Origin of the sequence: Streptomyces venezuelae ATCC 10712, from assembly GCF_008639165.1 — a bacterium.
GTDB classification, from domain to species: Bacteria; Actinomycetota; Actinomycetes; order Streptomycetales; family Streptomycetaceae; genus Streptomyces; species Streptomyces venezuelae.
In genome coordinates this window covers 5,337,143-5,350,751 of sequence record NZ_CP029197.1, presented here as the reverse complement: position 1 = coordinate 5,350,751, position 13,609 = coordinate 5,337,143, and the positions used below count along the sequence as shown (strand labels likewise).

Annotated in this window: 9 protein-coding genes; 6 read left to right on the top strand and 3 right to left on the bottom strand. The window is 72.8% G+C overall.

All coding sequences use genetic code 11. The features are described 5' to 3' along the window. Nucleotides 1–26: 26 nt before the first annotated feature. The 6 genes from DEJ43_RS24910 (at nt 27) to DEJ43_RS24885 (ending at nt 8,852) form a co-directional block, all read left to right on the top strand. A complete protein-coding gene (locus tag DEJ43_RS24910) occupies nt 27–1,349 on the top strand; it encodes a hypothetical protein (RefSeq protein ID WP_015036156.1) in 1,323 nt (440 codons plus the stop codon). Continuing rightward, nucleotides 1,346–1,957, top strand: a complete 612-nt coding sequence (locus DEJ43_RS24905) for a hypothetical protein (RefSeq protein WP_015036155.1) — start codon at nt 1,346–1,348, stop codon at nt 1,955–1,957. Before DEJ43_RS24910 ends, DEJ43_RS24905 begins: the two co-directional genes overlap by 4 nt. A gap of 208 nt (nt 1,958–2,165) precedes the next feature. Continuing rightward, the gene (locus DEJ43_RS24900) at nt 2,166–2,837 is read left to right on the top strand and encodes a spermidine synthase family protein (RefSeq protein ID WP_015036154.1); all 672 of its coding nucleotides are present in this window, start codon (nt 2,166–2,168) and stop codon (nt 2,835–2,837) included. 71 nt (nt 2,838–2,908) lie between these two features. Then, a complete protein-coding gene (locus tag DEJ43_RS24895) occupies nt 2,909–3,646 on the top strand; it encodes a response regulator transcription factor (protein ID WP_015036153.1) in 738 nt (245 codons plus the stop codon). A gap of 29 nt (nt 3,647–3,675) precedes the next feature. Continuing rightward, nucleotides 3,676–4,761, top strand: a complete 1,086-nt coding sequence (locus DEJ43_RS24890) for a HAMP domain-containing sensor histidine kinase (RefSeq protein WP_051026157.1) — start codon at nt 3,676–3,678, stop codon at nt 4,759–4,761. Between the two features lie 290 nt (nt 4,762–5,051). Next, complete coding sequence (locus DEJ43_RS24885) at nt 5,052–8,852, top strand: multifunctional oxoglutarate decarboxylase/oxoglutarate dehydrogenase thiamine pyrophosphate-binding subunit/dihydrolipoyllysine-residue succinyltransferase subunit (RefSeq protein ID WP_015036151.1); 3,801 nt, start codon at nt 5,052–5,054, stop codon at nt 8,850–8,852. A gap of 83 nt (nt 8,853–8,935) precedes the next feature. On the opposite strand, the gene fxsT is transcribed toward DEJ43_RS24885, so the two are convergent. From fxsT to DEJ43_RS24870, 3 genes are all read right to left on the bottom strand, one after another. Further along, nucleotides 8,936–11,959 (bottom strand): FxSxx-COOH system tetratricopeptide repeat protein, encoded by a 3,024-nt coding sequence (gene fxsT / locus DEJ43_RS24880; protein WP_015036150.1) that lies wholly within the window; start codon nt 11,957–11,959, stop codon nt 8,936–8,938. Between the two features lie 58 nt (nt 11,960–12,017). Next, on the bottom strand, nt 12,018–13,298 hold the full coding sequence (locus DEJ43_RS24875) for an HEXXH motif domain-containing protein (protein WP_015036149.1): 1,281 nt from the start codon (nt 13,296–13,298) through the stop codon (nt 12,018–12,020). An 87-nt stretch (nt 13,299–13,385) separates the two neighbouring features. Next, entirely contained in the window at nt 13,386–13,583 is a 198-nt protein-coding gene (locus DEJ43_RS24870; RefSeq protein ID WP_015036148.1) for a hypothetical protein, read from the bottom strand. Between the last annotated feature and the right edge of the window lie 26 nt (nt 13,584–13,609).

The window sequence follows — 13,609 nt, the reverse complement described above, 5'->3', positions numbered from 1 at the left end:
GCCTCCCGCCCGAAAGGGGCCCTGCGATGACCGCCACCCTCACCCCGCCCCGTACCGCCGCGCGGCCCGCCGCCGCCCCGAGGCCCCTGGTCGTCGAGCTGCGGAGGGGGCTCGGGCCGTGGACGGGGGCCGCCGTCGCCGTGACCGTCCTCGTCACGATGTACGGCAAGGCGCCCGGCTGGCAGGGCCGCTGGGCCGACGCCACGAACATGCTGCACGTGGCCGCCGTGCTGCTCGGCGGGCCGCTCGCGCTCGCGGCGGGCTGCTGGCAGGGGGGCAGGGACCGACGGCGCGGCACGACGGACCTGTGGAAGTCCGTCCCCCGCTCCCCGCTGCGCCGTCTGTTCGTCGCGGTCGCGCCCTCCGCGCTGTGGCCCGCGGCCGGGGTGCTCCTGGCCGACGCGGTCTGTCTCCTCGCGACGTGGCCGTACGTCTCCGGGGGCCGTCCGTTCCTGGAACTCCTGGCCGCCGACGTGGTCGCCGTCGCCGCCCTCGGCGCGGTCGGCCAGGTCGTCGGAGGGGTGGTCCGATGGCGGCTCACGGCCCCGCTCCTGGGGATCGTGGGGTACATGGGGCTCATCCTCGGCGCGTACGCGGAGGGCCCCGTCCGCTGGCTCGGTCCCGCCGCCGAGCACCAGTTCTCCTGGGACCGGCCGGTGTGGTGGTTCGGTCCGGTGTCGGCGGCCTGGACGGCGGGGCTCGCGCTGACCGCGCTGCTGGCGTACGGGCTCCGCCCGGCCCGGCGACGGCTGCTCGCCCTGGTGCCGCTGGCCGTGGCGGTCGCCGCCGCGGGAGCGGTCCTGCGCCTGCCGCCGGACGAGGGGCCGTGGCGGCACGACCCCGCCCTGGCCCGCCCGGTCTGCGACGACGGGACGCCGCAGGTGTGCCTGACGGCCGTGGACGCCGGGCTGCTGCCGGAGGTGTCGGCGGCGCTCGCCCCGCTGAACGCGCGCCTCAGGGGGCTGCCCGGCGCCCCGGCCCGCTGGGTGGCCGGCCCCTTCGGGCCCCCTCGGCCCGGTGACGTCGAGCTGCCGAACGCGGCGGCGGACGCGACGCGCGGGCGGCTCACGCGGCCGGACCTGTTTCTGAACTCGGCGGTGTCGTGGCTGTTCTCGGACACGTGCGGGCAGGGTGACATGACGGGGGCGGACGCGGAGCGGGCGAGCGCCGTCAACCTCGCCGTCGTCGAATGGCTGGCGCCGACGCCCGAGGGCTACGGTCCCGATCCGACCGCCGCCCAGCCGTTCATCGACCGGCTCCGCGCCAAGTCCCCGGCCGCCCAGCGCGACTACCTCACCCGCTATCTGGCGGCGAACACCTGCCACCCGGACGAGGTGCCGGTCCCGTGAGCGCCCCGCTGGTCCTCTACCTGCGCTCCCGCGCCCTGCCCGGCGCGCTGGCCGCGGTCGCCGGCTGCGCCGTGGCCGCCGCCTGCGCGGCCCGGTGGCTCGAGTCGCTGCCCGAGTTCGACCACACGGCCCGGCTGCCGGTCGTCGTCTTCGGCCCGCTGCTCGCCGCGGCCTCGATCGCCACCAGCCTGCACACGCCGAGCGACGAGCTGGACCGTACGGCGGTCCGCGCGTGGTGGCCCCGGCGGCTGGCGCACCTCCTCGCCCCGGTGGCGCTCGCCGTCCTGCTGTTCGCGCTTGCGGTGCCGGGGCACGCGGAGGAGTTCGGCGCGCTCGCCGCCGTACGCAACACGCTGGGGCTCACAGGTCTTGCGGCGGGGGCCGCGGCGCTGGTCGGCGCCCGGTTGAGCTGGCTTCCGCCGGCCTTCCTCGTGGGCACGGTCTATCTCGCGGCGCCGTCCCGGCCGGGCGGCGGGGCGCAGTGGTGGGCCTGGGTGATGCAGCCGGGCGGGCAGGCCGGGGCGTGGACGGTGGCGCTCGGCGTCCTCGCGGCGGGCACCGGCCTCTACGCGTGGCGCGGCGCGCGGCGGGTGACCGGCGAGGGCTGAGACCCGCTCCCGCGACGCCGGTCGCCCGCCGCCCGTACGGCGACGGCCGGCGCCGGAGGCCGGGTGCGCCGCCATCTCCCCGTCGCCGTAACCCCTTTGCGGTCGCCGCCGTCGCCCCGTAACGCGTTTGTCGTCGCCCCCGTCGCCCGATAAGGATGGGACGAGACCGGACAGACCGACTGACGAGCCGAGAGCGGAGAGACCGCCCATGTCAGCACCCGTGACCCTCGACCGCCGTGAAGGACCGCACGGAGAGGTCGTACTGCGCCGCCGCGCCGAGCACTTCGAGATCATCGCCAACGGAACGTTCCTGATGGACACGTCCGACGGCCGCTCCGAGCGGCTCCTGATCGACGCGGCGCAGGCCGCGCTGCCCGAGGAGGTCCGCGCCGGCGCCGCCGTCCTCGTCGGCGGGCTCGGCGTCGGCTTCTCCCTCGCCCACGCCGCCGCCGATCCCCGCTGGGGCCGGATCGCGGTCGTCGAGCGGGAGGAGGCGATCATCGACTGGCACCGGCAGGGGCCGCTCGCCTCGATCTCCGGGGCCGCCCTGGCGGATTCCCGGACCGTGATCCTGCACACGGACCTGATGGACTATCTCCGCACCTCGCCGGACACCTACGACGCGCTCTGCCTCGACATCGACAACGGGCCCGACTGGACGGTCACCGAGGACAACGAATCCCTGTACGCCGCCGAGGGATTGGCGGCCTGCGCGGCCCGCCTCAACCCCGGCGGCGTGCTCGCCGTATGGTCCGCCCGGCCCTCCGCCGATTTCGAAGGGTCCTTGCGGAATGCCGGATTCAGCGGGGTACGGACGGAAGAGATCCCCGTTGCCCGGGGCGTCCCCGACGTGGTCCACCTCGCCGTCCGTCCCGGATAACTCCTGGATAGCCGGGACGCCGCCGGTGCCTCTAGGCTGCTGCACCGACAACGGCGACGCGAGGCGGGGCAATGGAGCAGACACACACCACTCACCACGGTGCGGCGGCCACTCCGGGGGCCCAGCGCCGGGTGCTCGTGGTCGAGGACGACGCGACGATCGTCGAAGCGATCTCCGCGCGGCTGCGCGCCGAGGGCTTCCTCGTCCAGACGGCGACCGACGGTCCCGCCGCCGTGGACGCGGCCGAGGCCTGGCAGCCGGACCTGATGGTCCTGGACGTCATGCTGCCCGGCTTCGACGGCCTGGAGGTGTGCCGCCGGGTCCAGGCCCAGCGGCCCGTCCCGGTCCTCATGCTGACCGCCCGCGACGACGAGACCGACATGCTGGTCGGCCTCGGCGTGGGCGCGGACGACTACATGACCAAGCCGTTCTCGATGCGCGAGCTGGCCGCCCGGGTGCACGTGCTGCTGCGCCGGGTGGAGCGGGCCGCACTGGCCGCCGTGACGCCGCGCAGCGGCATCCTGCGCCTCGGCGAGCTGGAGATCGACCACGCGCAGCGCCGGGTCCGGGTGCGCTCCGAGGACGTGCACCTGACCCCGACCGAGTTCGACCTGCTGGTCTGCCTGGCCGGCACCCCGCGGGCGGTCCTCTCCCGCGAGCAGCTGCTCGCCGAGGTCTGGGACTGGGCGGACGCCTCGGGCACCCGGACCGTGGACAGCCACATCAAGGCGCTGCGCCGGAAGATCGGGGCCGAGCGCATCCGCACGGTCCACGGCGTCGGCTACGCGCTGGAGACCCCGGCGCTGTGAGCCGGCGGGGGCCCGGGTGGCCGAGGGAGCTGCGGGGGCCCGACGGCGGGCCGCGCCGCCGGATCGCGATCTCGATCAAGACCAAGCTGGGCGCGCTCGTCGTCGGAGCGGTCCTGCTGACCTCGTGTCTCGCCCTGGTGGCGATCCGCACGTCCACCGAGTTCCGCTACATCACGATCTTCGCGATGATCGCGACCCTGCTGATCACCCAGTTCGTGGCGCAGTCCCTGACGGCACCGCTCGACGAGATGACCACGGTGGCGGGCACGATCTCGCGGGGTGACTTCACCCGGCGGGTGCGGGGCGCGGACCGGCGCGACGAGCTGGGCGACCTGGCCTCGACGATCAATCGCATGGCGGACGACCTGGAGGCAGTGGACCGGCACCGCAAGGAGCTGGTCGCCAATGTGTCGCACGAGCTGCGCACCCCGATCGCCGCGCTCAGGGCCGTACTGGAGAACGTCGTGGACGGGGTGTCCGAGGCGGATCCGGAGACCATGCGGTCGGCGCTGAAGCAGACCGAGCGGCTGGGCCGTCTGGTGGAGACGCTGTTGGACCTGTCACGTCTTGACAACGGTGTCGTGGCGCTCAGGGCGGGCCGTTTCGAGGTCTGGCCGTACCTCTCCGGAATTCTGCGGGAAGCGAACCTCGCCGCCTCGCAGCGCGGTCTGTCGTCGACGTCCGGTCTGCACAACCGCACGGACGTGCATCTGCACCTGGACGTGTCGCCGCCCGAGCTGGTCGCGCACGCGGACGTGGAGCGGCTGCACCAGGTGATGGCGAACCTGATCGACAACGCGGTGAAGCACTCGCCGCCGCACGGCCGGGTCACGGTCAGGGCCCGGCGCGGGCCGTACCCGGACTCGCTGGAGCTGGAGGTCGAGGACGAGGGTCCCGGCATCCCGGAGTCGGAGCGGCACAAGGTCTTCGAGCGGTTCAACCGGGGTACGGCGACGCGTCGGCAGGGCCCGGGGAGCGACGGCGGCACGGGTCTCGGTCTCGCGATCGCCCGCTGGGCGGTGGATCTGCACGGCGGCGGGATCGGGGTGGCCGAATCGTCACGTGGCTGCCGAATCCGGGTCACTCTTCCGGGCAGCCTTCCGCCGAGAGATTGACGTAGGGTTCGAACCGGACCGGCTCGTTCTGCGTGTCTGTGGAGGAGACCTCCGCGCACCTGAGCGGGACCTGGTCAGAGGTGCGGTCGAAGCGGGCCGTGCCTGCGCTTCTCCCTACCCTCACACATGCGGAACCACGCTTGTTTCCCGCCATTCACGGCCCCGAAACACCCCGTCAAGTGTGACTTGCGCGACGTTGGCGCTCCCCGCCTGCACCTCTCGGCCGGACAGGCGTAGCCTTTATTTCCGCTGTCCATCACCTTGTGAAGCGGAAGAGGGCGGTTGCCGCCGTGTCGTCTCAGTCCCCCAGTACCCCGAGCTCCCCGACCGACCAAGACGGGCAGGGCCAGAACCCTGCTACCGCCTTCGGTGCCAATGAGTGGCTCGTCGACGAGATCTACCAGCAGTACCTCCAGGACCCGAATTCGGTCGATCGTGCCTGGTGGGACTTCTTCGCCGACTACAAGCCCGGAGCGTCGGAGACCCCGACCGCCCCGGCGCCCACCACCCAGAGCGCGCCCGCCGCGCAGCAGGCGGGCCCCGCACAGGCCGCGCCTGCCGCTCCGGCCGCCGTTCCGGCTCCCGCCGCCGCCCCGGCCGCTCCGGCCCCGGCCCCCGTGAAGCCCGCCGCGGCCCCCGCGCCGGCCGCCGCGAAGCCGGCCGCCGCCGCTCCGGCCCCGGCGAAGGCCGCTCCGGCCGCCGCGCCGAAGACCGAGGCCCCCGCCGGCCCCGAGCTGATCACGCTGCGCGGCCCCGCCGCCGCGGTCGCGAAGAACATGAACGCCTCCCTGGAGGTGCCGACGGCCACGTCCGTCCGCGCCGTCCCGGTGAAGCTGCTCTTCGACAACCGGATCGTGATCAACAACCACCTGAAGCGCGCCCGGGGCGGGAAGATCTCCTTCACGCACCTGATCGGCTACGCGATGGTGCAGGCGATCAAGGCCATGCCGTCGATGAACTACTCCTTCGCGGAGAAGGACGGCAAGCCGACCCTGGTCAAGCCGGAGCACGTGAACTTCGGTCTCGCGATCGACCTGGTGAAGCCCAACGGCGACCGCCAGCTCGTCGTCGCGGGCATCAAGAAGGCCGAGACGCTCAACTTCTTCGAGTTCTGGCAGGCGTACGAGGACATCGTGAAGCGGGCCCGCGTGGGCAAGCTGACGATGGAGGACTTCACCGGCGTCACGGTCTCCCTGACCAACCCCGGCGGCCTCGGCACCGTCCACTCCGTGCCGCGCCTGATGCCCGGACAGTCGGTCATCATGGGCGTCGGCTCGATGGACTACCCGGCCGAGTTCCAGGGCACCTCCCAGGACACCCTGAACAAGCTGGGCATCTCGAAGGTCATGACCCTGACCTCGACGTACGACCACCGGGTCATCCAGGGCGCCGCCTCCGGCGAGTTCCTGCGCGTCGTCGCCAACTTCCTCCTCGGCGAGGAGGGCTTCTACGACGAGATCTTCAAGGCCCTGCGCATCCCCTACGAGCCGGTCCGCTGGCTCAAGGACATCGACGCCTCGCACGACGACGACGTCACCAAGGCCGCGCGCGTCTTCGAGCTCATCCACTCCTACCGGGTCCGCGGCCACGTCATGGCCGACACCGACCCGCTGGAGTACAAGCAGCGCAAGCACCCCGACCTGGACATCACCGAGCACGGCCTCACCCTGTGGGACCTGGAGCGGGAGTTCGCGGTCGGCGGCTTCGCCGGCAAGTCGATGATGAAGCTCCGCGACATCCTCGGCGTGCTCCGCGACTCGTACTGCCGCACCACCGGCGTCGAGTTCATGCACATCCAGGACCCGAAGCAGCGCAAGTGGATCCAGGACCGCGTCGAGCGCCCGCACTCCCGCGTGGAGCGCGAGGAGCAGCTGCGGATCCTGCGCCGGCTGAACGCCGCGGAGGCCTTCGAGACCTTCCTGCAGACCAAGTACGTCGGCCAGAAGCGCTTCTCCCTGGAGGGCGGCGAGTCCGTCATCCCGCTGCTCGACGCGGTCATCGACTCGGCCGCCGAATCGCGCCTCGACGAGGTCGTCATCGGCATGGCCCACCGCGGCCGGCTGAACGTCCTGGCGAACATCGTCGGCAAGTCGTACGCGCAGATCTTCCGCGAGTTCGAGGGCAACCTCGACCCGAAGTCGATGCACGGCTCCGGCGACGTCAAGTACCACCTGGGCGCCGAGGGCACCTTCACCGGTCTCGACGGCGAGCAGATCAAGGTCTCCCTGGCCGCGAACCCCTCGCACCTGGAGGCGGTCGACCCGGTCCTGGAAGGCATCGTCCGCGCCAAGCAGGACGTCATCAACAAGGGCGGCACGGACTTCACCGTCCTGCCCGTCGCCCTGCACGGTGACGCGGCCTTCGCCGGCCAGGGCGTCGTCGCCGAGACGCTGAACATGTCGCAGCTGCGGGGCTACCGCACCGGCGGCACGGTCCACATCGTCATCAACAACCAGGTCGGCTTCACCGCCGCCCCGGAGTCCTCGCGTTCCTCGATGTACGCGACCGACGTGGCCCGCATGATCGAGGCGCCGATCTTCCACGTGAACGGCGACGACCCGGAGGCCGTGGTCCGCGTCGCGCGGCTCGCCTTCGAGTTCCGCCAGACGTTCAACAAGGACGTCGTGATCGACCTCATCTGCTACCGCCGCCGCGGTCACAACGAGGGCGACAACCCGCAGTTCACCAACCCGCAGATGTACAACCTGATCGACAAGAAGCGTTCGGTGCGCAAGCTGTACACCGAGTCGCTCATCGGTCGCGGCGACATCACCCTCGAAGAGGCGGAGCAGGCGCTCCAGGACTTCCAGGGCCAGCTGGAGAAGGTGTTCGCCGAGGTCCGCGAGGCCACCGCCGCCCCGGCGACGGCGACCGTGCCGGACGCCAAGGCCGCCTTCCCGGTCGGCGTCACCACCGCGGTCTCCGCCGAGGTCGTGAAGCGGATCGCCGAGTCGCAGGTCACCATCCCGGAGCGGATCACGGTCCACCCGCGTCTGCTGCCGCAGATGCAGCGCCGTGCCGCCTCCATCGACGACGGCACCATCGACTGGGGCTTCGGCGAGACCCTCGCCATCGGCTCGCTGCTGATGGAGGGCACCCCGGTCCGGCTGTCCGGCCAGGACTCCCGCCGCGGCACCTTCGGCCAGCGTCACGCGGTCCTGGTGGACCAGGAGACCGGCGAGGACTACACCCCGCTGCTCTACCTGACCGACGACCAGGCCCACTACAACGTCTACGACTCGCTGCTCAGCGAGTACGCGGCGATGGGCTTCGAGTACGGCTACTCGCTGGCCCGCCCGGACTCCCTGGTCATCTGGGAGGCCCAGTTCGGTGACTTCGTCAACGGCGCGCAGACCGTCGTCGACGAGTTCATCTCCTCGGCCGAGCAGAAGTGGGGCCAGACCTCCGGCGTCACGCTGCTCCTGCCGCACGGCTACGAGGGCCAGGGCCCGGACCACTCGTCCGCGCGCCCGGAGCGCTTCCTCCAGATGTGCGCCCAGGACAACATGACGGTCGCCATGCCGACGCTGCCGTCGAACTACTTCCACCTGCTGCGCTGGCAGGTCCACAACCCGCACCACAAGCCGCTCATCGTCTTCACCCCGAAGTCGATGCTGCGTCTGAAGGCCGCGGCGTCCAAGGTGGAGGAGTTCACCACCGGCGGCTTCCGCCCGGTGATCGGTGACGCGACGGCGAACCCGGCCGACGTCCGCAAGGTCGTCTTCTGCGCCGGCAAGGTCTACTACGACCTGGAGGCCGAGCGGCAGAAGCGCGGCGACACGGAGACCGCGATCATCCGCCTCGAGCGCCTGTACCCGCTGCCGGGTGCCGAGCTCCAGGCCGAGATCGCCAAGTACCCGAACGCGGCGAAGTACATCTGGGCGCAGGAGGAGCCGGCGAACCAGGGTGCCTGGCCGTTCATCGCGCTCAACCTGATCGACCACCTCGACCTGGCGGTCGGCGCGGACATCCCGGCGGGCGAGCGCCTGCGCCGGATCTCCCGTCCGCACTCCTCCTCCCCGGCGGTCGGCTCGGCCAAGCGCCACCAGGCGGAGCAGCAGCAGCTGGTCAACGAGGTCTTCGACGCCTGATCGTCGTACCGCGTCGTCCGACGTGAGGAGGCCCGGCACCCCCGAGGGGGTGCCGGGCCTCCGGCGTTCCGTCCCGCCGTACGTCAGAGGTTGGCCTCGAAGTCCCAGTACGGGCGGTTGCGCTGGCGTGCCGAGAGGGTGTGCGGGTGCTGGGCGCCGAGCGTCCTGGTGAGGGTGAGCAGCGCGTCCTCCTCCAGCTTCCCCGCCTCGTCGGTCTCGCGCAGGCCGCGCAGGTCGGTGGCGAGCGCGACCTGGCAGGAGAGGGTCAGCGGGTGTTCGTTGCCGAGGGCGTGCCGGGCCCTGCGGAGGGTGTCGCGGCTGAGTTCGGCGGCCTCGTACACCCGGCCGTTGAAGTTGCGGGCGGCGGTGGTGTTGAGGGCGCAGCCGAACACCCAGGGGTGGTCGGAGCCGAGGGTGGCGGTGAGTCCGGCGAGTGCGGACTCCAGCATGGTGAGGGCGGCGGCCCGCTCGCCGGAGGCCTGCATCACCAGGGCCGTGTTGGCGAGGACGCCGGTGGAGACGGGGTGGGCGGGGCCGAGGAGGGCGCGGTAGCCGGCCTCGGCCTCGGTGATGAGTTCCCTCGCCAGGTCGAGGTCGCCGTGTTCGCGCAGGAAGTTGGCGTAGTTGGTGACGGCCGACAGCGTCACGTAGTGGTCGCGGCCGTACGCCTGTTCCAGGTGCTCGAGGACGCTCGCCATCATGGCGCCGATGTCCTGCTGGAAGCCGCCCTCGCGGCGGCGGCAGAGCGCCAGCTGGCTCTGCGCGTACAGGGTGTGGAGGTGCTGGGGTCCCAGGATGCGTACGTGCAGCCGGACGTTGGCCTCCTGGCGGCCGAGGGCCTCGCGGTAGCGGCCGAGCAGCCGGAGGTCCTGGGCGACGGCGTTGTTGGAGTTGAGCGTGGAGGCGTGGTGGGGGCGCAGGACGGCCTCGCAGCGGGCGAGGGTGTCGGTGTCCTGCTCGTAGGCCTCCTGGTAGCGGCCGAGCATGCGCAGCACCACGCCGAGGTTGTGGCGGGCGACCAGGGTGAGGAACTGGGTCTCGCCCAGCAGGTCGCGGGCTTCGGCGAGGGCTTCGCGCTGGAGCTGTTCGGACTCCTGGTACTGGCCGAGGAAGCGGAGGTCGCGGGCGATGGAGACCTTGGTCTGGAGCTCGCCGAGCTGGTCGGTGTTCTCGGCTGCGGCGAGCCGCTCGCGCTGGGCGAGGTCGAGATCGTACGCCTCGCGGAAGCGGCCGTAGCGGCGCAGGATGTCGCCTTCGAGGGTGGTGAGTTCCTGCATGTGCGGGGCGAGGGGCTCCATGAAGGCGGTCCACTCGTGCCGGATGCGCTGGGCGAGCCGGATGCCGGCCTTGTACTCGCCGCTGCGGTCGCAGAAGCGGAGGCAGTTGAGGACGGCGACCTGGATGCGGGGGTCGGTGCTGCGCAGGGCGCCGGAGGGTTCCAGGTGGGGCAGGAGTTCGGAGTAGCGGGGCCAGTGCCGGCTGTCCGTGGGGTTGCCCGGGTCGGCCTCGGCGAGGAGGGTGCGGACGGCCTTGCGGTGGGCGTCGCGGTGCTCGCCGTCGGTGAGGCGGGCGACGATGTCGTGCACCAGGCGGTGCATGTGGATCGACTCCTGGTGGGGGCCGATGTCGTCGGTGGTGACCGGGCCGCGGGTCTCGCGGGTGAGCACGGAGAAGTTGACGAGGGTGTCGAGCGCCCGGGTCCAGGCGGGCAGGTCGGTGGCCATCCAGCGCAGGTCCTCGGGCAGTTGTGCCTGGGGGTAGGCGCGGACGATGCCGAGGGGGATGCGGCCGGGGGCGAAGGAGGCGCACAGGCTGAGGATGTCGATGGCCTGCGGCTGGGAGAGACGGAGCCGGTTGATCAGTATCGACCAGGAGGTGAGGGAGGCGTTGGGCATGCCGTCGCCCGGGGAGGGCTCGTCGACGGTGGAGAGGCGTCCGTCGCGGACCATGCGGAGGTATTCGGCGGCCTCCATGCCGGACTCGCCGAGCCAGGCGGCGGCCTGGACCAGCGGCAGGGGTACGTCTCCGAACTCGGCGGCCACCTCGTCGGCCTCGGCCGCGTTGATCTGCGGGGCGCGGCGCATGAGGTAGCCGGTGGACTCGCGCCGGTCGAAGCCGGGGATCTCCAGGACGTCGGTGTGCTCGCGCCAGCCGCGGTTGCGGGAGGTGATCAGGACGTGGCCCGGGCCCTGGGGCAGCATGACGTCGATGCCGTCGGTGTCGTCCCAGCCGTCGAAGACGACCAGCCAGCGGGCGTGCGGGTCACCCCGGCGCAGAGCCTCGCGGACGGCCCGGATGCGCTCGCCGGGCTCGCTGCCGGTGGGCAGGTTGAGCTTGACGGCGAGTTCGCCGAGGCGGTCGCGCTGGACGTTGCGGTCGTCGGAGTTCACCCACCAGATGACGTCGTAGTCCGGGCTGAACCGGTGGGCGTACTCGGCGGCGATCTGTGTCTTGCCGATGCCCGACATGCCGAGGAGGGTGCAGGCGGCGCTGCCCCGCTCGGCGTCCATGAGCCGCTCCTGAAGGGTGGTCAGGAGGTCGTCGCGGCCGGTGAACCGGGGGTTGCGGCGGGGGATGTCGCCCCAGATCTCCGGCGGGTTGTCGGGGTAGCGGGCCAGGGCGGCGGCCGGGATGCGGCGGCCGGCGGACCTGCGGGGCTCGATCGCGAGCCGGCCGAGCAGCCGGGCCTCCGCCTCCTCCTCGCCGACGCCCCAGAGGCTGACGGGTTCGAGGACGGCGGTGGAGGGGAGCAGGGTGCGGTTGGTGAGGTTGACGGCGGCGAAGCGCTCGGCGTGGGCGGCGACGAAGCCGCGCAGGACGTCGTTCCATTCGCCGGCCGGCCGGGGGCCGAGCTCGAAGAACCAGTCGTTGAGGACGAGGAGGACCTGGCCGCGGGCGAGCAGCAGGTCGCCGAGGGAGTCCTCGAGGGGGACCTCGCGGGGCGGGTCCCAGCGCTGGAGGGTGGCGCGTACGCCGTGGGCTTCGAGGCGCTGGTTGATCCAGGCCGCCCAGGGGCGGTGGTACCCGGGGAAGACCACCAGGACGTGCTCGGGGGCGGCCCTGCCCCCGTGGCTCTCCGCGCCCCCGCCCGACCGCTGTTCCGCCATCTGTACGTCTCCCGTCCCGCTCACGCGCAACGCAGTGTCATGTGCCGTGGGCACAGTGTTACCCACGGGCCCTGGGGCTCGCGCCGAGGCTCGCATGGAGCTGCCTCATTTGCCGGGCGAACTCCCGGCCCTCATTGGTCAGTTCATCGGATTCAAGCAGCATCGCCAAGGCTTCACCCACCTGATCGTGGACATGGTCGAACTGCTGAGCGGCCCGGGCGCCCCACGCCCCCGGTACGCCCGGGGCGTCCCTCGCCCGCCACCACAGATCGGCCAACGCCAGGTGGGCGTACGCCCCTTGGAAGACCCCGGCGACCGGACGCGCGTCGGTGCGCCAGCCCACCCGGTACAGCGCGGCGGTGGAGCCGGGGCGATAGAGCGGCACCAGTTCGTGCAGGGTGGACAGCTTGCTGTGGTGCAGCTCGTGGACGAGCGTCTCCGCCATGTCGCAGGCGCCCGCCGAGGGCGTCATCAGGACGGCTCCGGGGGCGACGCTGAGCGTGGCGCCGACGGAGCGCGGACCCTGCGGCCGCAGCGGGACGAGCGCGCCGACCGCCCGCCCGACCTCGGCCGCCCGGTCCCGGTCGGTCCGCCGCAGCAGCTCCCGGGCGGCCCGCCAGTGCCCTGACCACACGGCGTGGTCCACATCGGGCCGCTCGGCCGCGAACCGGGCCGGGGTCCCGACCCCGCCGGGCGGCACCCGGTACGGGTCGAGGTCGTCGAGCCGGGTGGCGCCGCCGGACAGTCCGCGCAGTCCGCGCCAGCCGGGGCCGCTGCCGGTCACCGCGCCGGTACGGCCGTCGGCGAGGCGCAGCAGGGCCGCCGGGGCCCCCGAGGCGCCCTCGGAGCGGATCCGTACGACCTGGGCACGGGAGGTCAGCCGGACGGGGCCGGGCGCCACCAGGACGCTGCCGACGCCCGGGAGCGAGAGCACGCCGCCGGGGGCCCGGACCAGCAGGTCGAGCGGGCGGCCGGCCCGCAGGGCGGCGGTGGCGGCGATCAGTTCGAGGCGGGCCAGGTGCCGGTCGAGGGCGGGGCCCACGGGCTCGGTGAGGGCGGCGGCGAGCCAGGCCCCGGTGGTCGGGTAGTCGAGGACGCCGCGGACCACGCCGGGGGCGCCGCGCTCGGTCCGTTCGAGCAGGCTCCAGGCGGTCTCGAAGCCGCGCAGCGTCTCGGGGGCGAGCTCGTCCCGGTGCCGCCGGACCCGGACGAGCAGGGCCTTGAGCAGCAGCAGCCGGCGGGCGTGCACACCGGACCGCAGGAAGGCCGCCCCGGCGGGGCCGGGCCGGGTGGCCGCGAGCGCGGCGAAGGCCGCGGGGCGCGGCGGCGCGGCGATCATTCCCGGCGCCCGGTGAATTCGGCTGGATCCGAGCGGTCGGTGCGGCCGCCGGGCCGTGCGCGCCGGGCCGCTCCGGGCCTTCCGGGGTCAGTCGACGAAGGCGTCCTCGGGCCAGGAGACGACCAGGTCCGAGGGGTGGCGCAGCACTCTCTCGACGGCCGCGCCGACGACGGCGTCGTCCATGACGCGCAAGGTCCGCAGATCGACGGCCGCGAGATCGGGCAGCTGGGGCGACCGGCCGGCACCGCGGCCGACACCGGTCGTCCACTCCGTACGCTCGAACACTCTCGGCTCCTCCTCACCGACGCTGT

Coding starts and splice junctions, on each gene's coding strand:
- DEJ43_RS24910 (WP_015036156.1), top strand. CDS start 27: ATGACCGCCACCCTCACCCCGCCCCGTACCGCCGCGCGGCCCGCCGCC.
- DEJ43_RS24900 (WP_015036154.1), top strand. CDS start 2,166: ATGTCAGCACCCGTGACCCTCGACCGCCGTGAAGGACCGCACGGAGAG.
- DEJ43_RS24895 (WP_015036153.1), top strand. CDS start 2,909: ATGGAGCAGACACACACCACTCACCACGGTGCGGCGGCCACTCCGGGG.
- fxsT (WP_015036150.1), bottom strand. CDS start 11,959: ATGGCGGAACAGCGGTCGGGCGGGGGCGCGGAGAGCCACGGGGGCAGG.
- DEJ43_RS24875 (WP_015036149.1), bottom strand. CDS start 13,298: ATGATCGCCGCGCCGCCGCGCCCCGCGGCCTTCGCCGCGCTCGCGGCC.